General features: G+C 44.9%; 21 protein-coding genes. 6 read left to right on the plus strand and 15 right to left on the minus strand.

Going from position 1 to position 18,484, the window contains the following annotated elements; all coding sequences use genetic code 11:
- The first annotated feature begins 10 nt into the window (after nucleotides 1-10).
- Entirely contained in the window at nucleotides 11-235 is a 225-nt protein-coding gene (locus tag OH461_RS04385; RefSeq protein ID WP_270019395.1) for a hypothetical protein, read from the plus strand.
- Nucleotides 236-314: 79 nt separating this feature from the next.
- Here OH461_RS04385 and OH461_RS04390 read toward each other — a convergent pair whose 3' ends face one another.
- The 9 genes from OH461_RS04390 to OH461_RS04430 all read right to left on the minus strand — a co-directional run bounded on the left by OH461_RS04390 (nucleotide 315) and on the right by OH461_RS04430 (nucleotide 9,241).
- Nucleotides 315-1,487 carry a tetratricopeptide repeat protein gene (locus OH461_RS04390; protein WP_270019396.1) on the minus strand — a complete coding sequence of 391 codons (1,173 nt, stop codon included), beginning with the start codon at nucleotides 1,485-1,487 and terminating at the stop codon, nucleotides 315-317.
- On the minus strand, nucleotides 1,484-2,056 hold the full coding sequence (locus tag OH461_RS04395) for a TonB family protein (RefSeq protein ID WP_443088444.1): 573 nt from the start codon (nucleotides 2,054-2,056) through the stop codon (nucleotides 1,484-1,486). Before OH461_RS04395 ends, OH461_RS04390 begins: the two co-directional genes overlap by 4 nt.
- A gap of 47 nt (nucleotides 2,057-2,103) precedes the next feature.
- Entirely contained in the window at nucleotides 2,104-2,508 is a 405-nt protein-coding gene (locus OH461_RS04400) for an ExbD/TolR family protein (protein ID WP_270019398.1), read from the minus strand.
- Nucleotides 2,505-3,068 (minus strand): MotA/TolQ/ExbB proton channel family protein, encoded by a 564-nt coding sequence (locus OH461_RS04405; protein ID WP_270019399.1) that lies wholly within the window; start codon nucleotides 3,066-3,068, stop codon nucleotides 2,505-2,507. Before OH461_RS04405 ends, OH461_RS04400 begins: the two co-directional genes overlap by 4 nt.
- Nucleotides 3,068-4,429 (minus strand): MotA/TolQ/ExbB proton channel family protein, encoded by a 1,362-nt coding sequence (locus OH461_RS04410; RefSeq protein WP_270019400.1) that lies wholly within the window; start codon nucleotides 4,427-4,429, stop codon nucleotides 3,068-3,070. The genes OH461_RS04405 and OH461_RS04410 overlap by 1 nt, the downstream gene beginning before the upstream one ends.
- A gap of 1 nt (nucleotide 4,430) precedes the next feature.
- Entirely contained in the window at nucleotides 4,431-5,195 is a 765-nt protein-coding gene (locus tag OH461_RS04415; RefSeq protein WP_270019401.1) for a DUF3450 domain-containing protein, read from the minus strand.
- Nucleotides 5,196-5,394: 199 nt separating this feature from the next.
- A complete protein-coding gene (locus OH461_RS04420; protein ID WP_270019402.1) occupies nucleotides 5,395-7,509 on the minus strand; it encodes a TonB-dependent siderophore receptor in 2,115 nt (704 codons plus the stop codon).
- A 168-nt stretch (nucleotides 7,510-7,677) separates the two neighbouring features.
- A complete protein-coding gene (rlmF, locus tag OH461_RS04425; RefSeq protein WP_443088435.1) occupies nucleotides 7,678-8,736 on the minus strand; it encodes a 23S rRNA (adenine(1618)-N(6))-methyltransferase RlmF in 1,059 nt (352 codons plus the stop codon).
- Between the two features lie 7 nt (nucleotides 8,737-8,743).
- A complete protein-coding gene (locus OH461_RS04430) occupies nucleotides 8,744-9,241 on the minus strand; it encodes a M48 metallopeptidase family protein (protein WP_270019403.1) in 498 nt (165 codons plus the stop codon).
- 141 nt (nucleotides 9,242-9,382) lie between these two features.
- Here OH461_RS04430 and OH461_RS04435 point away from each other — a divergent pair, with 141 nt between their 5' ends.
- Nucleotides 9,383-9,610 carry a glutaredoxin family protein gene (locus OH461_RS04435; protein WP_270019404.1) on the plus strand — a complete coding sequence of 76 codons (228 nt, stop codon included), beginning with the start codon at nucleotides 9,383-9,385 and terminating at the stop codon, nucleotides 9,608-9,610.
- Between the two features lie 106 nt (nucleotides 9,611-9,716).
- On the opposite strand, the gene OH461_RS04440 is transcribed toward OH461_RS04435, so the two are convergent.
- The 3 genes from OH461_RS04440 to OH461_RS04450 all read right to left on the minus strand — a co-directional run bounded on the left by OH461_RS04440 (nucleotide 9,717) and on the right by OH461_RS04450 (nucleotide 12,329).
- Nucleotides 9,717-10,640, minus strand: coding sequence for an arginase family protein (locus OH461_RS04440; RefSeq protein WP_270019405.1), 924 nt, complete (start codon nucleotides 10,638-10,640; stop codon nucleotides 9,717-9,719).
- A gap of 247 nt (nucleotides 10,641-10,887) precedes the next feature.
- Nucleotides 10,888-11,277 carry a PTS sugar transporter subunit IIB gene (locus OH461_RS04445; protein WP_270019406.1) on the minus strand — a complete coding sequence of 130 codons (390 nt, stop codon included), beginning with the start codon at nucleotides 11,275-11,277 and terminating at the stop codon, nucleotides 10,888-10,890.
- Nucleotides 11,278-11,453: 176 nt separating this feature from the next.
- On the minus strand, nucleotides 11,454-12,329 hold the full coding sequence (locus OH461_RS04450) for a LysR family transcriptional regulator (RefSeq protein ID WP_270019407.1): 876 nt from the start codon (nucleotides 12,327-12,329) through the stop codon (nucleotides 11,454-11,456).
- 95 nt (nucleotides 12,330-12,424) lie between these two features.
- On the opposite strand from OH461_RS04450, the gene OH461_RS04455 reads away from it, so the two are divergent.
- The 4 genes from OH461_RS04455 to OH461_RS04470 all read left to right on the plus strand — a co-directional run bounded on the left by OH461_RS04455 (nucleotide 12,425) and on the right by OH461_RS04470 (nucleotide 15,548).
- Nucleotides 12,425-13,660 (plus strand): MFS transporter, encoded by a 1,236-nt coding sequence (locus OH461_RS04455; protein WP_270019408.1) that lies wholly within the window; start codon nucleotides 12,425-12,427, stop codon nucleotides 13,658-13,660.
- Nucleotides 13,657-14,226 carry a DUF1415 domain-containing protein gene (locus tag OH461_RS04460; protein WP_270019409.1) on the plus strand — a complete coding sequence of 190 codons (570 nt, stop codon included), beginning with the start codon at nucleotides 13,657-13,659 and terminating at the stop codon, nucleotides 14,224-14,226. The genes OH461_RS04455 and OH461_RS04460 overlap by 4 nt, the downstream gene beginning before the upstream one ends.
- Before the next feature lie 148 nt (nucleotides 14,227-14,374).
- The gene (locus OH461_RS04465) at nucleotides 14,375-14,950 is read left to right on the plus strand and encodes a nucleoside triphosphate pyrophosphohydrolase family protein (protein ID WP_270019410.1); all 576 of its coding nucleotides are present in this window, start codon (nucleotides 14,375-14,377) and stop codon (nucleotides 14,948-14,950) included.
- 79 nt (nucleotides 14,951-15,029) lie between these two features.
- Nucleotides 15,030-15,548 carry a GNAT family N-acetyltransferase gene (locus OH461_RS04470; protein ID WP_270019411.1) on the plus strand — a complete coding sequence of 173 codons (519 nt, stop codon included), beginning with the start codon at nucleotides 15,030-15,032 and terminating at the stop codon, nucleotides 15,546-15,548.
- 21 nt (nucleotides 15,549-15,569) lie between these two features.
- Here OH461_RS04470 and btuD read toward each other — a convergent pair whose 3' ends face one another.
- The 3 genes from btuD to OH461_RS04485 all read right to left on the minus strand — a co-directional run bounded on the left by btuD (nucleotide 15,570) and on the right by OH461_RS04485 (nucleotide 18,432).
- Nucleotides 15,570-16,319, minus strand: a complete 750-nt coding sequence (btuD, locus tag OH461_RS04475) for a vitamin B12 ABC transporter ATP-binding protein BtuD (RefSeq protein ID WP_270019412.1) — start codon at nucleotides 16,317-16,319, stop codon at nucleotides 15,570-15,572.
- A complete protein-coding gene (btuC, locus tag OH461_RS04480) occupies nucleotides 16,306-17,301 on the minus strand; it encodes a vitamin B12 ABC transporter permease BtuC (protein WP_270019413.1) in 996 nt (331 codons plus the stop codon). The genes btuD and btuC overlap by 14 nt, the downstream gene beginning before the upstream one ends.
- A gap of 102 nt (nucleotides 17,302-17,403) precedes the next feature.
- The gene (locus OH461_RS04485) at nucleotides 17,404-18,432 is read right to left on the minus strand and encodes a succinylglutamate desuccinylase (protein WP_270019414.1); all 1,029 of its coding nucleotides are present in this window, start codon (nucleotides 18,430-18,432) and stop codon (nucleotides 17,404-17,406) included.
- Nucleotides 18,433-18,484 lie beyond the last annotated feature (52 nt).

Genomic DNA, 18,484 nt, shown 5'->3' on the forward strand with positions numbered 1-18,484 from the left:
GGGACAGACAATGAAACGCGATATTTTTGGCATTTGCCTTTCTAAATCTATGCTGTCGAACAACCTTTCCAGCACGTTTACTCATGTGCGCGCCTATCAAAAATCGACCGATTGTGACGAGCTTAAAGTCGAACATGCCTATCCTCAAATGACGGGTAAAGAATTACTCAACAATATGAACTCTGCCCAAGCGATGCTTTGGCGCGCAGAATACATATGCCAAGTCCCTAAATAATGTTTAGCCTTTCAGCATAAGTAACAAAAAGCCCGCTCGTTGAGCGGGCTTTTGCATTTTCGAGCTAATCAGCACATGGTTAACTTGCTTGAGTCGCTTTCGCTTTGCGTAACTGGCTTAAATACTTAATCCAACTTTTCGACTGTTTCGAAGGCGCTATCGCTTCTGCTTTTTTCGCTTCAATTAAGGCTTTCTCTAACTGATTAAGTTTGTAGTAAGCACGCGTTTTCGCCAATGCAACTTGAGATTTCTTGCCCTGCACTTTGTTTAAAGCACTCAGCGCCGACTTATAATGACCCTCTTGCACCAATAGCTGAGCTACGTTCCAGTGGTATTTAGCACGCTTACGTGCGGCCAACTTCCATTGGTCAATCGCCTTATCCCACTCTCTAGCTTGTTGCCAATACGTTGCTTGCGCAACGATAAGGTCAATATCCGTTTTCGCAGCGTCCAACTGGCTTACTTCTTTTGCTGCTCGTTCTGGAATACCACGTTGCGCATACAATTGGGCTAATAAACGTCTGTCTTGCTGGCTCAAAGGCAAGCCGTTTAACTTGGCTAATGCGAGCGTATCAAGCGCCGCGTTGTTTTGCCCAACACGCATTTGCAAACTCACTAGCTGACGCCACCAGTTCACTTTGTCAGGTTGTAGGGCAATCAAACGTTCTAAAGTAGGAATCGCACCTTTCCAACGCTGTAGTTGAAGCTGCGCACTTAGTTTGAGCGATAGTGGCTGAAGTTCATCTTTACGTTGATAACGGCGATACTTATCAACAGCCGGTATCACCTGCTTGAACTGTTCAATCTGGTAATGGGATTGAGCAATCCTTAGCCACAGCTCATCACCCTTTTGCCCTGAGGGCACACTCTTAACGAGCTTGTAGTAGTGAGGCAACGCTTTTTTGAACTGTTGGTCATTCACCAACAAGTCAGCCAACATGCGTTGTGCAATCCACGCTTGCTCGTCTTTGAGCTGATTTGAATTTACTGCGTATTCAAGCTGTTTAATCGCCGATTTGGTTTTGCCATCTTGCCAATAAAACACGCCAAGCATACGCGCCACGAAGGCTTTATCGTATTCTCGAGTCGTGTCGATCTCTTTTAGCTTGGCAATCGCTTGTTTGACTTGTTCATCCTGCGCTAACTGATGCGCTTTTTGAACTCGAATCGCGGTATATTGGCTTAACTCATTAGCAAAGCTTGTCGCTGACGCGAACCAAATCATACCAGCAATCATTGCTTTTCTGATCATTTTGCTAGTTTAAACTCCAATCTTACGGTTTGTCCTACTTGAGCAAGCGAACTACCATCAACGACTTTAGGCTGATATTTCCACTTTCTTAACGCACGCATAGCTTCTTTTTCAAACATACGCTTAGGATTAGCATCAAGAACTTCAATGTCTGTTGGTCGGCCTGTTGGGTCAATCGTGAACTTCAACACCACGTAACCTTCGGCACCACGTTTAAGCGCTTTAGCAGGATAACGTGGCTCAACACGATACAAAGGCATCGCTTGTTGGTTAACACCAAAATCACCGAATGTAGGAGCACTGATCGCTAAACCATCTATCGCGGTATTCAGGCCTAAAGTAGGCTGCATTGCCATTGGCGATACTTGGCTTACTTGAGTTCTTGCTTGCGAAACCGGTTGTTGCTCTGGCACTTCTGGGGCTTTTGGCTGCTCAGGTACGGTGCGTTGCCTACGCTGAACTTCCTGTTCATTTTCAACCATCACCATATTAAAACTCAGCGATTCGCTCTGCTCTGGGGCACGTCGATGGCCGTTATCGACCATCCACGCCATAAAGGTGAATAGCATCAGAGCAAATGATGCTGCGATAGGTAATGAGATTAGTAACCTTCTCACTACTGCTTCTCCGCTGCTAACGCGATGTTTTTAACCCCCGCACCTTTCGCGGCATCCATCACTTTTACAACCGTGCCACTGTACGCGTGCTCATCCGCTTGAATGACCAACGAAGCATCTGGCTTATCTAACAACAGATGTTCCAGTGTCGCTTGAACGCGTTCTACATCAACAATACGTTTGTCGATATATATGTCGTTGGCTGACGTTACTGCAACAAAAATGCCTGCATCTTTTTGGCTGACGACATTTGAAGCTTGTGGGCGATTAACCTCTACCCCTGATTCTCTAACAAATGAACTGGTCACAATAAAGAAAATCAGCATGATAAATACGATATCAAGCATCGACGTGAGGTCGATTTGAGCCTCATCTTGATTATGTTGGCGTCTACCGAGTCTCATCGCTGACTCCTTAAAGATTTCTCTAATTTAATTTCTCTGATTTGACACGCTTTAGCCAAACGAGCATGAACGAACATTCCCGCCAGCGCGGCAACCATCCCTGCCATGGTCGGCAAAGTTGCGAGTGATATACCTGAAGCCATTAGCTTTGGATTACTACTGCCTTGGTTTGCCATAACATCAAACACTGAGATCATACCGGTAACAGTGCCGAGCAGACCAAGCATTGGACAGATCGCAATCAACACTTTGATGAAGTTTAAGTTCTGATACAGCGCCATATGCGCTTGGGCAATCCAACCATCGCGGATTGACAGTGCATACCAAGAATGTTGCTCTTTGCGCTGATGCCATTTTTGAATCCACTGCAAACGCATCTTTGGATATTCAATGGTTAAGAACAGCACGCGCTCAATAATCAATAACCAACAAACCAAAACCACAGCACCGAGCCACCAAAGTATTTGGCCTCCCTGCTCCATGAAACTTTGTAGCGAGAGAAGCCAATCACTGGTTTGCAATGCGCTAGGCAACCAAGAGATTGAAAAAAGGGCTTCCATTACGCAGCGTTCTCCACTGGCTCGTTTTGTTTAGGTTGCGTCGCTTTCTCTGCTTGCTCCGCGACCAAACCGATACCTTGTTTCTCAAGAATATTGCGAATACCTTCCGCTTGAGAACTTAGGATGTTATGTGCAAGTAATAGAGGCATCGCTGCGATCAAACCAAGTACCGTGGTCACCAGCGCCATTGAAATACCACCCGCCATCACTTTAGGGTCGCCATTACCGAACTGAGTAATCACTTGGAAGGTTTCAATCATACCTGTCACCGTACCTAGAAGACCAAGCATTGGCGCAAGAGCCGCGAGTAGTTTCAGCATAGACAAACCTTTCTCAAGGCTAGTTTGCTCATCAACTACCGCTTCTAATAAGCGAAGTTCAAGCGCTTCAACGGTACGATTTTGTTCTTTGTCGTAAACAGCAAGAACGCGACCAAGTGGGTTGTCGCCAGGCTCAGTTGGATTTTTAAGCTGAGCACGAATCTTCTGACGAGCAACAGATAGGCTTACACCACGAACTAACGCAATAATCACACCAATTGCCAACAGGCCTAGAATGATTTTACCAACCACACCGCCCGCTTGCAGACGGTCAGAGAAGCTTGGAGATAAAGCTAACTGTTCAAGCATTACACCGCGAGATGGGTCAAGAACAATATTTGCAACCTCACCATTCGCCAGCGCAGAGACCGACGCTAATGTTGGACCATTTTCTGGCAGTTTAATGAATGATTTCGCTTCACCGCGTGCGCCATTCCAAGATAGGTAGCCTTGTTCACCTACTAAACCAAGCGCACCCAAACGAGCAGCTTCAACTTGCTGTGTTTTGCCTTCACCGTCAATGTATGCCACCGGCGTTATCGCGATTTCGCCACTTGCTTTGATCTGCTGATCCATCGCTTTCCAAAGTGCAGTTAACTGCGGCATTGAAGGCAATGTCGTTGCAGCGATAACATCATCAATTTGTTGGTTGTATGATTGAGCATCGGCGCCTGTTACTGAGCGACCCAGTTCACTTTGCAGCTCTTTCGCGTTTTGACGAACCACGCCAAATACTTCACCGAGACTTCCCGTTTCGAGTCGTAACTGCTCTTCAAGGCGCGCAAGCACATCTTCGTTTTCACTAAACTTGGCGGCTAACTCATCATTTTGCGCTTGAAGCTTATTACGTTTCGCGACTAATTGAGCTTTCAGCGTTTTAAGCTCTTGTTCAGTGGCTTTGAAACCCGCTTCACGAGTTCGGTTATGTTGCGCTTGTTGGTTGTTTTCTACTTTGGCTTGCTTCACCAACTCAGTCGTTGCAAAGCTAGAGAACGAAACAGAAGCCATCATCAGTGCCGAAGCGATCAATTTAAGTTTCATATTATTTCGCCTCCGCTTTAATCAGTGATACAGGAAGAGTAATGAGACTTGGTGCAACTTGGTTAGACGCAATAGCGTAAGCTTTATCAAGCTCAGATTTTTGCGACGAGTCAACCGACTGCCAGTCGCTGGTAGAACGTTGCCAAGCCCAGTAGTGGTTGCCGTTTAAGCTACGCGCAACCAATGCAACGCGACCAAGATGAAGAATATCAGCTTCTCGAGCTTCACCATCTGTAGTAATTTGACCTTGATAAACGCCCAGCTTAGTTCCGTAGTCGAGCTCAATCTGGTAAGCCTCTAAAATTCGACGGTACTTTTCAGCGTCACTCACATCGGCACGAGTCATCAAGCTTTCTAACTTCGCAATACGTTCTTCACGTTGCTGCTTTTTGATTGGCGTGTCGTTGGCAACGATGGTCTTTAACCCGTCAACCATCTGATACATCAGTGGTACAACACCTTGACGCGTTAACTTAATATCTTTGATCTGAGCGTCGATACTCGACACTTCTTGCTGTTGGTTCTCTATAAGCGCCGTAAGGTGAGATTGGTAAACTTCAAGATTTTTCACTTCTTCCTGAAGTTGTTCGATTTCTGCGCTTAAAGATAGAGTGTTGTCAGCGCTTTTATCAATACGCTTTTGACTTGCCACTGACGCCGAGTTGGTCTTGCTTTGAATAGCTTGAGCATTGTCTAAGCTTGAAGCGTGTACCGGAGCAATCGCCGCCGCTACAATTAGAGCTAAACTGGATTTTATTAGGTTCATAGTCGTAATCAATTACATCAACTAACCTCGCCTAAAAACAATTGATTTAGGCCAGATTGAGGTTCAAAAAATTCCCAAAGAGCGAGTTGATAAATATTCTCGTTATCAACAAGCTGGTAATAGTAGCGATTTTTGCAAGTTTTGCCAACGAGTAAAGGGGGAAGGTCTCCCTTCCCCCTTTTTATTTTTGCGACTTATCTTAATATTTTACTTGAAGTGTCGCCATGTAGTTACGGCCTTCACCAACAACTACACCTTTCGTGCTGCCACCTTCAAGGTAGTCGGTATCAAATAAGTTCTCTACATTAAAGCGTGCGATAAACTCAAGGTTCTCATCATACTTCAGTGTATGCGACACACCTAGGTCAACACGAGTGTATGCATCTTTCTTGAACTCGTTTGAATCTTCAGCCCAACGGTCACCCACGTGGTAGACACCTAGGTTTACGTCAGTACCATTGTTAAATGAGTACGTAGACCAGATGCTTGCAGTAAACTCAGCAACATCTGCTGGTGTTTTACCTTCTAGTTCTGGGTCATTGTTAAACTCAGCATCTAGCAACATTGTTGATGCGCTTACAGAGAACGATTCTGTCACGTAACCCGTTGCAGAAAGCTCTGCACCAGTGTGAACCTGCTCACCCACCTGTGTAGTGCGTGTCTGGCTTGAACCTAGGTCTTCCGTGATTTGCATGTTTGACTGAGTGATATGGAATAGCGCGCCAGACACAAACAAACGGTCATCAAACAGTTCCCATTTAGAACCTAGCTCGTATAACGTGCCTTTCTTAGGATCTTGTGATTGGCCAAAGTTTTCATCATTGCTATCGCTAATGTCTGCAACCGGTTCGAAACTCTCAGAGTAAGTCAGGTAAATAGAACCGTTTTCTACTGGAGAGTAAATCAGACCAAGCTTAGGCAGTACATTGTTGTAGCTTGCTTCTACATTCTTGCTAGACGTCGTTTTATCGTAAGCAAAACGTACACCCGCTAACGCTTGCCATTGGTCGTTAAACGTTACGAGATCTTGTACATAGATACCGTAGTGCTTTTCTTTAGAATGAGATAGAGAGTCGTCATTACTGTAATGCAGACCATCTGGCTTAGAGAAACCACCGTCACATTCAGGACGTGCATCACCTTGGTTAGCACTTTGACATGCGTAAGTTGAAGAGAACAACTGCTTGTAATCGTAATGTAGGCCATTTGCACCAACAAGAAGACGGTGGTTAACACCTAGCGCATCGAAATCACCTGTGAAATCTACATATGCAGTGTCGAATGTCCACTCATCGTGACGGTCATAAGCGCGGTAGCCATAGCCAACCGTTGCGCCATTGCTGTCTTTAACTTTATCAAGAACGTTATCTGATTCAGTACGTTGACGTTCGTAGAACTGACGGCTAATACCCGATTTAACAGACCATGAGTCGTTCAGTGATGCACTAACTGCAACACCGTAGTTAGTAATGTCATTGTCTGTCATCGCGAATTTCTGATCATTTACGATTGAAGGATCAATCACCTGACCTGTCGCGGTATCAATCTTAGAACCGTTGTCTAGATCACCTTGCTCTTGAGTACGGTCGTAATGGAAAGAAAGCATGACATCTTCATTGATATCGTAATCAACAAATAGACCACCTACGAAACGTTCAGTCTGAACATCAGTGCCATCAAAACGCGTACGCCATGAATCTTGATCTTCTTGAGATAGTACAACGCGAGCACGCAGTGACTCGTCTTCGTTCAACGCGCCACTTACATCAACCATAGTACGCGTGTAGTTGTTAGAGCCGATATCTTGGCTAACATTTACTTGCGTCTCGTAAGTTGGCTTCTTAGAAATCATGTTAACTAAGCCACCCGGCGTTGACTCGCCGTATAGAAGGCCAGCAGGACCTTTTAGCACTTCAACACGCTCTAGTAGCTCAATTGGTTGACGGTAATGAGACCAGTGTTGAGCACCGTCACGTAGGTAACTTGAACCGCTGTCTAGTTCGAAACCACGTAGGTTGAAACGCTCGCGGTTAGTAGATTTAGAACCTGCAGTAATTGATGCATCGTTCTTTAGGACTTCACCAAGAGTGCTAGCACGCTGTTCGTCAATTAACTGTTCACCAATAACAGCAACTTGTCCCGGAGTTTCTAGTTGAGTCGCCTCCATACGCATTGCAGTTGAGTTGCTCTCTGCTTTGTAACCGTATTCGCGACCTTCCACGACCATGTGTTCATCTGTTGCTGTGCTATCAGCCATTACTGGTGTTGCGATGATCGCACCAATTACCAGCGCCAACGGACTCTTAGTAAACATAATTATCTCCAATTTACGAGCAGGCAGAACCACTAATCTGCCTTCAAATTCTGCGCGGTAATATAAGTGATAATTACTATCATTAGCATTGAATTTACATTCTTTGCATTCGTAAACAAAAATGTAAAAAAGCGCGGAAATTCCGCGCTTTTCACTGTGATTCTCGGGTTAAGCTAACCAAGCTAGCCTTTGTTGTTCATCATGGAATGTCCAAGCAACAAACCGACTGATTTTTTGTCCTTGGCTCATCTCAACAATGTTGACCTCTTTCGCACCGGCTTTCTCTAAGTTCTTACGCAGCCAGCGAACATTCTCTTTTTTCGAGATAAGCGTACTAAACCATAATACTTGTTTAGCAAAGTCGCGGCTTTCAAAAGCCATATTTTTCACAAACGCCGCCTCTCCTCCCGGACACCACAACTCAGCCTTTTGGCCACCAAAATTAAGCAGTGGCTTATCGCCTTTACTCTTCATGTTTTGGTTCAATGATTGTGATGGACCAGAACCACGCTGTTTTTTGTTTCGCTGCAGATTCGCTTGTTTCTTAACGCAACCCTGCTCTGCTTCCTCTAAAGACTTATGGAAAGGTGGATTACAAGTAGTGACATGGTAACGTTCACCTTGCTGAATAATCCCTTTGAACAAGTAACGGCTATTACTTTGTAAGCGACACTCAATATCGCCTTTTAACACGGCGTTATTAGTCGCAATTAAGTTTGAGCTGTTCACAGAAACTTGGTCAATATCACTGCCAACACATTCCCATCCATATTGTGTTGTGGCGACAATCGGATAAATGCAGTTGGCACCAACACCGACATCCAGCATTCTCACCTTAGTGTCTGAAGATACTTGTTTGTACAGCATCTCAGCTAAGCGATGAATGTAGTCTGCTCGCCCAGGAATTGGGGGGCAAAGGTAACCTTGCGGTATATCCCATTGTTCAACGCCATAGTGCTCTGCAAGCAATGCCTTGTTAAGCAGTTTTACCGCAATGGGATCGTCGAAACGAATACTGTCCCCTTTTGGCGTTTTAACAAGGTGTGATTTTAGCTCGGGTAACGCTTTCACTAATCGAACAAAGTCATAACGACCCGTGTGCAAATTGCGCTTATGTAAACCCGCCTTACCTGCGATTTTATTCACCACCATGGTCGTGGGTGTCGCCTTTGCTTTATTGGCTTGGTTGGTTTTATTTCGATTTGGCTTATTTTTTGACTGAGTCATAAGTGAATTATTGTTTTGTTTCTCGGTAAATCATAAATAGTCGCGCATCAAGCTCTAACTGATGATAATCAGGCTCCATATAACGACAAAGCTGATAAAAAGCCTTGTTGTGCTCTTTCTCTTTTAAGTGTGCCAGTTCATGTACCACCAGCATTCTCAACAAAGGTTCGGGCGCTTGTTTAAACATGCTAGCAATGCGAATCTCATTCTTCGATTTGATCTTCTTGCCATGCACTTTGCTCGAATAGGTGTGTAATCCAAGCGCGTTGTTGATGAGGTGTATTTTGCTATCCCAGACCACTTTACTTAATGGTGCGGTCTTCTTCATATACTGGTTCTTAATCGCCATCGTATATTCATACAACGCTTTTTCACTTTGGATTGGATGTTGCTGCGGATAACGACGCTCAAACCAACGGCAAAAAGTGCCCGCTTGGAGCATTTGATCAACAGGGGTCAGAATATGGTCGGGGTAACCTTGCAGGTAGCGCAGCAATGTGTTCATTATCGAGCGTATGGGAAGTGTTTAAAGGCCGCTAAGTTTACCTTATCTTCGCTCGGTATTCATTAGCTATCATCAGCTAGGGATTATCAGTGGTTTGTTATATACTCTGCGCCCAATTCAGCCGCAGTAAGAGAAATATCGATGAAACGTTTGGTTCTGTACGTAAAAGATAAATGCCCACACTGTAAAGACGCACAGCGCTACCTTGATTCAAAAGGCTACAAATACCGATTAACCAATGCAAAAATGCAGCGCGGCCGAAAAGAGCTCGATGCTATTGGTGCTCGCTCACTGCCAATATTAAAGATTGGCGACCGCTATATGATTGGTTGGAACGCGAGTAACTTTGAGAAGATGTACAATAGCTAACCAAACTATTTCGCCTTCCAGTTAGATTTACATTAAAGGTGAAGTTTTAATCAAATAGGGAGAGCCAAGCTCTCCCTATTGCGTTAAAGATGCCAAGCATCACTCACTACATGGTGAAGCCCCACACTGCGTCGATAAGCTTGATCATCAGCTCCTTGCTCACTTCATCATTGTCTAACTCAGGCAGATACTCGACAAAATCGATCCCGACGAATTTCTCATGACGAGATAAGCCATGAACTAAATGCAGCGCTTCACGAGCAGAGAGACCACCAACATTTGGTGTGCCGCAGGCTCTAAACTGCGTTCCATCTAGAGCATCATAATCAAACGATACATAAACCGCGTCATATCGCTCATCAACAATGGAAACTAACTGCTCTAAAACGCCGTTGATACCTATACGTTCAATGGTATTCATATCGAAGTTGACCATTTGATGTTTCGTCATCAGCTCATGCTCGTTTGGCATTAGATCTCGCACACCAACGTAATACACATCGGTGGGATTTAGCACCAATTCTGGTTTCACTTGCCAACCATTATGCGGGTACTTATCCATTAGTAGCGCAAGTGGTTTACCATGCAAGTTACTTGCTAGGCTGTCATTGCAATCGGCATGGGCATCAACCCATATAACGGCGACACGCTTACCTTGTTGGCGTTGAAAGTAGTCCAGTGTCGCTTGCACTGTACCTATCGCGATAGAGTGGTCGCCTCCAATCGTTACCGGAGTGCGACCAGCCTGATAACTTTGCAATACTTGGGCATGCAACATCGATGAATACTCAGCTAACGCTTGCTCTTTATCTCGGCGAGCGATCAAGGCGTTAACGGGCTCACTGGCATTAATATCACCTCGATCGATGATATCTGCCTGCCATCGAGTGGTTCTCACCTCAAGCCAGTCTGAAAGGCCTATCCAAGAGGTCTCGTTTAATCGTCGCAATCCATCAACCGTGTTTTGCTCTGTTGCAAAAATTCCCAGCTGATTAAATGGTGCGCCGATTAAATCAAAGCCTCTTTTCATAGATAATTCCTCTTTAGTTAATTAAATTGAGTTCCACTCAGTAATATCCCTAAAGCCCGAAACTCACTAGACGGCTGTGGCCTTTTAGCGACAGACATCTAGTTAATATCTACCAGTTGACAGGTGATGGCTAATTTGAAACGCCACTCTTGCAATGCAATACCTAAATTTATTGCGCCCAATAGCAAAAAATCGCTATAAGCAAAGGCTCATAGCGATTTAGGTTCCATCGATTACTTAAGGACAATCAAGACGCTACGGTTTGAGACTCCATCACATCTTGGGCTTGCGCCACCAGTTTTTGATAGTTCATGGTGCCGAAGTCTCTATACTCGATTTTTATCAGTTCCATAGCATAATCAGCCACGGCCTTTTTGGCATACTCAAAATAATGTTGTACTTGAGGGGATACAAACACGACTCGAATTTTACGCCCGTAGTTACTCATGAAATCTTCGGTTTCTAGCGCTTGAATCGAGGCATACATGACATAGATGGGTAAGCCTAGTTGTTCAACATGCTTTTGCATGCGTTGAGCCATCATGCTCGATGTAAAACCACCGGAGCACATAACCGCGACAACTTCGCGATCGCCTATTTCGTCGGTTAAGTCATAATTGTAAAAGTGCTGCATCATACATCCTTATTGTGTTGTACGACTCGTCCCCTATTTCAATGAGTTAGTCGTCAACTAACTCTACTTGAGTTGATGATTTATAAATTTCCGCCACTTAACTTTGATCAAGCACAAGATTTATTAAGTCGGTTAATTTGCGGTCAAATTTGATTGTTACTTCGTGAATTATGCCGAAATTACTGCGCTGAATTTTGGTGCACAAACTCAATAAATGCTCGGTCCGCAATTGAAAGATACCCATCTTTACGCCATGCGAGCGCCAAATCGAGCTTAATCGGTGGTTCAAAGGGAATACCCACCACACCCTGTTCGTGTTTCGTCACCAACTCTAATAAAGCGGTAATAGCATACTCATTACGAACAATCTTCAGGATCATGGGTAACAGATTCGTTTCAAACGAGAATTTCATTTCTCGCTGATGCTGTTTTGCTTCGTTTTCAATAAAGTCGCGGTGAAAATAGCCATCTTTGAACATCACCAGCTCATGTTTGAAGAACTCTTCAAAAGTAATGTGCGATAACTCGGTCAGCGGATGATCTTGAGAAACCACCGCTACCATCTCCGACTGTAAAATATGACCTGTTTCTAAACCATCTGGCACATCATCACTTTGAATCACACCGATATCCAATTCGCCATCGAGTAACATTTTTCGAATCGAGCTAGTCCCTGCATCAACCAGCGTGAGCTTTAAATTGGGGTACTTACTTTTAAATGCCATCAGTATTTCTGGGAAGAAATATGAGCCCATCATGCTTGGCGTGCCTAATCGCACCTCCCCCTTTTCTAATCCCTTTAGCTCTTTCATTGCCAGTTCTGCGTCGTCAAGCTGCTGCAAAACACGTTTGGCATGTTCGTACAACAACTTACCTTCTGTTGTCAGCTCAATTTTCCGGTCGTTACGCCGCAGCAAAGTCACCCCTAATTGCTGCTCAAATTTTTTGATTGAGATACTCAGTGCTGGCTGCGCGATGTGTAGCCGTTTAGCCGCGTGTGTAAAATTACCCTGTTCGGCAACAGTAACAAAGTGGCGTAATTGTTTTGATTCCATTCTATATACTTAATATATCGTAACGATAAGTTTAATATATTTTATATATCCAGATGGCGCTGATACTTTGATCACAGCAACGAACAGGTGTGACTATGATTGAACTCGGCACTACTCAATACAAACGCGTAACGATTAGCCTCGCATTGGGCTCGTTTATCGTGTTCTGTAATCTCTATTTATTCCAACCTATGCTGCCGTATATGGCGCAATACTTTTCAGTGTCCGAAACCCAAGTTAACTGGATTTTTGCCGCTTCAACTCTCGCCTTGTCTGTTTGCTTAGTACCTTGGGCGGTGGCTTCTGAGCGTATCGGCCGCCGTAAAGTAATGTTGATGGGTTTACTGGCAATGCCCATGATCGGCCTTACTATGTTGCTCACCGAGAGCCTACTGGCTCTAGTCGTTTGTCGGGCGCTGATGGGGATAGCATTGGCGGCATTTACTTCTGTTGCGGTCGCCTACATGGTTGAAGAGTTGTCCGCGAAAGCGTTTGCCCATGCCATCGGCACATACATAGCCGCTAACTCATTGGGGGGAATTTCTGGGCGAATTTTAGGGGGTACACTCACTGATGCACTTGGCTGGCAACTCGCCGTGGTTACGATGGCAATGATTACATTACTTGGCAGTGCATTAGTTTGGTATTACCTACCTATCCAACGTCACTTTAAGCCGCAGGGTGGCATGATGCGCTACCACAATCGCGCGCTGCTTTCGCACCTTACCAATCCGGTGCTTCGCATTGCGATGTTAATCGGAGCGGTCAACTTTGCGCTGTTCGTCAATCTCTATTCTGTTATGGCGTTTCGTCTTGTGTCAGAGCCTCACAACCTACCTATAGGGCTCGCGTCCATGATTTTCCTTTGTTATTTGGGTGGCACGATCAGTTCAAAACTGACAGCTCAATGGAAGCAAAACAAACACCCAGTCGATGGCATGATCATTGGGGCAGCGATCAGCTTATTAGGAATGCTTGTTGCGTATGTCGATCAACTGAGCGTAATGATCTTGGGGCTATTACTTATCAGCTTTGGCGCATTCTTTACCCATACGCTCGCTTATGCGTGGGTAAGCCAACATGCCAAGCGTGCCAAAGCCACCGCGACCGCATTGTATTTAGTTCATTACTATATCGGGGGTAGCCTTGGTGGATTCTTCCTTATTTATTGCTGGCAGCACGGAGGATGGGCATGGGTGATGACGGGGGGAAGCGTATTATATGCTGTGATGTTTGCCTTAACTGCGCAATTAAAACATCACTCAAAAGCTCAGCCTAGAACAACAAAAACTGCTATCCTTGCCGCAAACAAAAAAATGGAAGCACCATGACACACCCAAGCTCAACAACAGATAACGCACTGGTCGCTCAGCAAGTCAATCAATGGCTCGATGATGTGGTTATTGGCCTTAATCTTTGCCCTTTCGCTGCAAAGCCTCAACGAAACAATCAAATCGACATTTTTGTTAGCCAAGCCGAATCCGAAGATAAGTTACTTGAAGACATCTTCAATCAATTACTTCGTCTAGACGATACCCCAGTTAAAGAACTTGAAACCACCTTGGTCGCCGTACCGAACATACTTAGTGATTTTTGGGACTACAACATGTTCATTGATTGGGTTGAAGCGCTGATTAAGCAACAAAACTGGCAAGGCATCTACCAAGTTGCCACGTTTCACCCAGATTATTGCTTTGCGGACAGCGAACCTGATGACGCCGACAACCTAACCAACCGCGCCCCTTTCCCTATCTTTCACCTTATTCGTGAAGAGAGCATGGAAAAAGTTCTCAAACATTATCCCAACCCTGAGGCGATACCTGACACCAACATCGCACGAGTACAGGCATTAACATCAGATGAGAAACGAGCGCTTTTCCCGTATCTTTTCGGCTAGATCACACACTATTAAGCCTCTCGAGTAACATTATTGGTGAGGTTTTGTGATTTCATACTCGAACAACCGACTATTTGATCCTTCACCATGGCAGCAGCCTAAAGGCTTTGCTAGTATTGCCCGATTGTAATTTTGCCGGATTAAGCACATGCATTTATCTAAACTGACTAAAGAGATTTTTGATCACCTTTACCGTGATATCACCGAGTTCCGCAGTACATTTGATCTGCCAGTTGCCTCACCAGAGAGCTTAGACGACAAAGCCGATACGCTGCACACTTCACTCGCTATCGAAGAACTCACTGAACTTGCAGAAGCCGATTGCAAAACAGAGCAAGCGGATGCCATCATCGACAGTGTTTACGTTCTAATGGGTCGTCTTGTACACCTTGGTCACGATAAAATTGAAGATAACCTCGCAATCAACTACCTCATCGATCTCCTACTCAACGTAGCGGTTAACCGTGGTATTGATTTTGTGCCATGCTGGGATGAAGTTCACTCAAGCAACATGAGCAAAGTGTGTCGCAACGAGCAAGAATACGCGGACACTGAAGCGCATTATGCCAAGCAAGGTATCAAACTGATGGCGGTACAAAAAGGCGATTACGTAATTGCAAAATGTGCTGAAGATTTCGTCTCTGAAGCGAAAACCATTCGCGCGGGTAAAGTACTAAAATCTGTATATTACCGCCCAGCCGACCTTGAACCTCTAACCAAGTAGGTTTCATTCTGTTGTGTTTATAGCCGCCAATTTGGCGGCTATTTTGTTTTAGCTTATTGAAAAAGGAACAAGGAAAGGCATGTTACTCAAATACATTGAGCTAAAACCACTCGAGATTAATGATGCGAAAATGCTATTGGAGTTTGAACTCACTAATCAAAGCTGGTTTGAAACGCATATCAGCCCAAGGGAAGCGGATTTCTATAACTTAACTGGGGTTCAGATCCACATTGCGAATCTATTGCTTGATAAACAATTAGGCCTCGGCGCGCCCTACCTGCTTATTGACCAACACAAACAAATATTGGGTAGGGTCAATCTCAGTAATATTGATAGACGTTCTGGCAAGGCGTTTTTAGGCTACCGCATCGGCGAGCGATTTACAGGTCAAGGCGTCGCAAAACAGGGTGTGGCGTTGCTAATAGAACAGTCAAGGTTGCTCAATCTATCACGCCTTGTAGCGATTGCTTCGGTGGAGAATATCGGTTCACAACGTGTGCTGTCATATCATGACTTCAAACAGAAAAAGCGTCTAACTTGCTTTACTCATGTTCAAGGAAGCAACCTTGACTGCTTTGAATATTGGCTTGATCTCTAACCATCTCTGGTTAAGCCCATCCTATTCAAAAATCAGAACGGATTTATCCCCTACTTGTGCTTTAGATACCTTAGTCGCGAACACATCACTCAGTTGATTCGGCTCTAGCACTTGTTCTACCTCACCTGTTGAATGCAATACGCCTTTACTAAGTAATAACGCTTTATTGGCAAATTGTAATGTACGGTTAAGATCGTGATTAGACATCACCACTGTTATACCGAGCTGTGCAACGCGTTCAATCAACCGATAAAGCAAGGTTTCTTGGCCGATATCTAAAGGTGCTGCTGGTTCATCGAGCACGAGCAGTTTTGCCTGAGGATTCAGAGACGGCCAAATCTGTAAACAAATGGCGCATAAGCGCACCCTTTGCCATTCTCCGCCGGAAAGATGATGGATAGATCGATGTAACTTATCTTGAATATTCAGTATTCCGGCTAACTCATCGACAACGCGATTCACTTCATCGACATCTGCGGCTACGGGAACTGACAACGCGATATATTGAGATACTTCTAAATTAAATGCCGGGCGATCGCTCTGACTTAAAAATGCTCGACTATTCGATAGCGCCTCTAACGATGCAGACTCAACATCGAGTTCGCCAATTTTCGCTTTACCCTCAAACGATAGCAGCCCCGATAGCGCAATCAATAAGGTACTTTTTCCACTGCCATTTGGGCCAATGACGTGGAGTATCTCCCCTTGTTCAAGAGAAAAAGAGAGTGGTAATAAGCGAGAGCCGACCGATAAAGAATTAACGTGAATCATGATTTTTCACCAACATCCAAATAAAGATCGGTGCACCGATGGTGGTGGTCACCACCCCCAGCGGCAGCTCAGCAGAATCAAGCGCAGTGCGAGCGATAATATCTGCAAAGACCAATAATGAAGCGCCTGCAAGCGCTGAAATTGGTAGCAAAAATCGATTCTCACTACCGAGCGCCATACGAAGCAAGTGCGGTACAACTAAACCAACGAAACCAATAATGCCCCCGAGCGCAACTGCGCCACCGACCAAAACAGATACGGCTAAAATCAGCTTCCAACGTAGGCTTTCAACGTCTAAGCCTAATTGTTTCGCGTGTAGCTCACCCATCATCAGTTTGTCTAACACTGGGCCTTTAAAGCACAGCCAGACCATAACGGGTACTATCACCAAAGTGACAACGTGATGATACCAGCTCGCACCGCCAATACTGCCCATCAACCAATACATAAGAACGCGTAAGCTCAGATCATCACTGAAGTAAAAAGCCCAAGTGACCGCAGCGCCAGCTAAAATACCAAGCGCAACGCCGACCAAAAGCAATCGAGTGGTGGTTAAACGCATCGCTTTTGCCATCGAGACCAAAATTAGCGTAAACAGTAATGCACCCGCGATAGCAGCAAGCATAAAGCCAAGTGGCGTAGCGAGCATTGGAAAGAAAAACATCACCAACACCATCATCACACTCGCACCACCTGAGATACCCAGTACGCCCGGCTCAGCCAATACGTTACCAAGCAACACTTGTAACACTGCGCCGGATAGCGCGAGAGAAGCACCAATCGCGATAGCAGCAAGTAAACGCGGTAAACGTAGCTGCGCGACCAATTGTTGTTGCAGTTGGGTCAGTTCAGCAAAAGGGTTGATGAAGATTTCTCCAACCATGAGATAAACACTGCTGATTAACAGAAGTGTCATGGTAAGAATAACGATAGAGCGCTGCCATCGACTACGCTTGCGTATCAGCAGTTGGGAAAATTCCATAACGGGTGTAGCGTTCAATCCAATTGATGACGATAGATAAAATAATGGCTTAACGATACCGTTAAGCCATTTGAATAGAAAGTAAAAGGTGTAATCAGTCAGTTAATCGTAGACGATTTGACCGGCTTCATAACGAACTTGAACGGGGCATATCATCAATGCCGCTCGCTGACCTATCTCGACATTACGATTTGGGAAAACAATCGCCTCCCCTTCGTTTTTAGCCATTAGTGGCTTTTCACCATCATGACCAAACACTTCACCATGCTTAAACGAGGTGAAGTTTTCAATATCGTCATTGAATAGGAAGTCAAAATCTTGATGCAAGCGCACGATGGTACGACTCACACGGTACATGATTGGCTTGCGAGGTAAATGCTCAGCCTCGGTTGCAGCAATCAGATCACGAATTGCCAAATCAAAGGCGACAAGCTTATTCAAATCATTGCTACCAATTTCAGCTACGCGGCCGAGTTCTACGGTAAGTGCTTGTGCAGCAAACTGCTCGGCACTGTACCAACTAAAGGTACTGGATGGTGCATTAGAGAACAGTACGGCTTCAATATGAGCACTATGCACGAAATCCATCAGTGCTTTACTGCGAACCGGATGGCGAGACTTAGGGCTCACCACAAAAGTGTAATGACGTGACGCACGAATGGCGCAGTGTAAATCAAGATGCCAACGCTGAGACTCCTGAGTTCCACGGAAGAAATCTTGTAAAACTTTCTTCAACTGATCCGCAATCGCTAGTTCTTTAGACGGCTCATGGGCCTTATCATCAAACAGACGATTGAGGTTAGTTTGGATATAGCGAGTGTGCGCGTTAGTCGCTTCTGGGTGAGCGATGATAAATAACAAACGATGGTTAACAGGCTGAAATCCGGTCTGGATATCTTCAATCACACGATCGACAAGCTCCATCGGCGCAGTTTCATCACCATGTACGCCACAAGAGATCACGATATGTTTACTGTGCTCATCTAAATTGGCAGGGATAACTTCAAGTACCCCACGTTGATGCAGTTTAAGTTTTGTACCTGCCGCAACGGTTTTTTCTTGTTCCGCCGCTTCATTTGCTAAGTCTAAGCTGTCAAAAAGAAAAGATTGGCGAAAGAATGTCTTCGTCATGCGCTACTCCTTTATTGCACAGCGGTATGTTAAAGAAATGTTCTGACAATTT

Origin of the sequence: Vibrio sp. LaRot3 (assembly GCF_027587025.1) — a bacterium.
Lineage (GTDB): Bacteria > Pseudomonadota > Gammaproteobacteria > Enterobacterales > Vibrionaceae > Vibrio.

What these genes read in the sequence shown, in the direction of transcription:
- OH461_RS04385 (WP_270019395.1), top strand. Translation starts at nt 11, where the DNA reads ATGAAACGCGATATTTTTGGCATTTGCCTTTCTAAATCTATGCTGTCG.
- OH461_RS04390 (WP_270019396.1), bottom strand. Translation starts at nt 1,487, where the DNA reads ATGATCAGAAAAGCAATGATTGCTGGTATGATTTGGTTCGCGTCAGCG.
- OH461_RS04395 (WP_443088444.1), bottom strand. Translation starts at nt 2,056, where the DNA reads ATGCTATTCACCTTTATGGCGTGGATGGTCGATAACGGCCATCGACGT.
- OH461_RS04400 (WP_270019398.1), bottom strand. Translation starts at nt 2,508, where the DNA reads ATGAGACTCGGTAGACGCCAACATAATCAAGATGAGGCTCAAATCGAC.
- OH461_RS04405 (WP_270019399.1), bottom strand. Translation starts at nt 3,068, where the DNA reads ATGGAAGCCCTTTTTTCAATCTCTTGGTTGCCTAGCGCATTGCAAACC.
- OH461_RS04410 (WP_270019400.1), bottom strand. Translation starts at nt 4,429, where the DNA reads ATGAAACTTAAATTGATCGCTTCGGCACTGATGATGGCTTCTGTTTCG.
- OH461_RS04415 (WP_270019401.1), bottom strand. Translation starts at nt 5,195, where the DNA reads ATGAACCTAATAAAATCCAGTTTAGCTCTAATTGTAGCGGCGGCGATT.
- OH461_RS04420 (WP_270019402.1), bottom strand. Translation starts at nt 7,509, where the DNA reads ATGTTTACTAAGAGTCCGTTGGCGCTGGTAATTGGTGCGATCATCGCA.
- rlmF (WP_443088435.1), bottom strand. Translation starts at nt 8,736, where the DNA reads ATGACTCAGTCAAAAAATAAGCCAAATCGAAATAAAACCAACCAAGCC.
- OH461_RS04430 (WP_270019403.1), bottom strand. Translation starts at nt 9,241, where the DNA reads ATGAACACATTGCTGCGCTACCTGCAAGGTTACCCCGACCATATTCTG.
- OH461_RS04435 (WP_270019404.1), top strand. Translation starts at nt 9,383, where the DNA reads ATGAAACGTTTGGTTCTGTACGTAAAAGATAAATGCCCACACTGTAAA.
- OH461_RS04440 (WP_270019405.1), bottom strand. Translation starts at nt 10,640, where the DNA reads ATGAAAAGAGGCTTTGATTTAATCGGCGCACCATTTAATCAGCTGGGA.
- OH461_RS04445 (WP_270019406.1), bottom strand. Translation starts at nt 11,277, where the DNA reads ATGATGCAGCACTTTTACAATTATGACTTAACCGACGAAATAGGCGAT.
- OH461_RS04450 (WP_270019407.1), bottom strand. Translation starts at nt 12,329, where the DNA reads ATGGAATCAAAACAATTACGCCACTTTGTTACTGTTGCCGAACAGGGT.
- OH461_RS04455 (WP_270019408.1), top strand. Translation starts at nt 12,425, where the DNA reads ATGATTGAACTCGGCACTACTCAATACAAACGCGTAACGATTAGCCTC.
- OH461_RS04460 (WP_270019409.1), top strand. Translation starts at nt 13,657, where the DNA reads ATGACACACCCAAGCTCAACAACAGATAACGCACTGGTCGCTCAGCAA.
- OH461_RS04465 (WP_270019410.1), top strand. Translation starts at nt 14,375, where the DNA reads ATGCATTTATCTAAACTGACTAAAGAGATTTTTGATCACCTTTACCGT.
- OH461_RS04470 (WP_270019411.1), top strand. Translation starts at nt 15,030, where the DNA reads ATGTTACTCAAATACATTGAGCTAAAACCACTCGAGATTAATGATGCG.
- btuD (WP_270019412.1), bottom strand. Translation starts at nt 16,319, where the DNA reads ATGATTCACGTTAATTCTTTATCGGTCGGCTCTCGCTTATTACCACTC.
- btuC (WP_270019413.1), bottom strand. Translation starts at nt 17,301, where the DNA reads ATGGAATTTTCCCAACTGCTGATACGCAAGCGTAGTCGATGGCAGCGC.
- OH461_RS04485 (WP_270019414.1), bottom strand. Translation starts at nt 18,432, where the DNA reads ATGACGAAGACATTCTTTCGCCAATCTTTTCTTTTTGACAGCTTAGAC.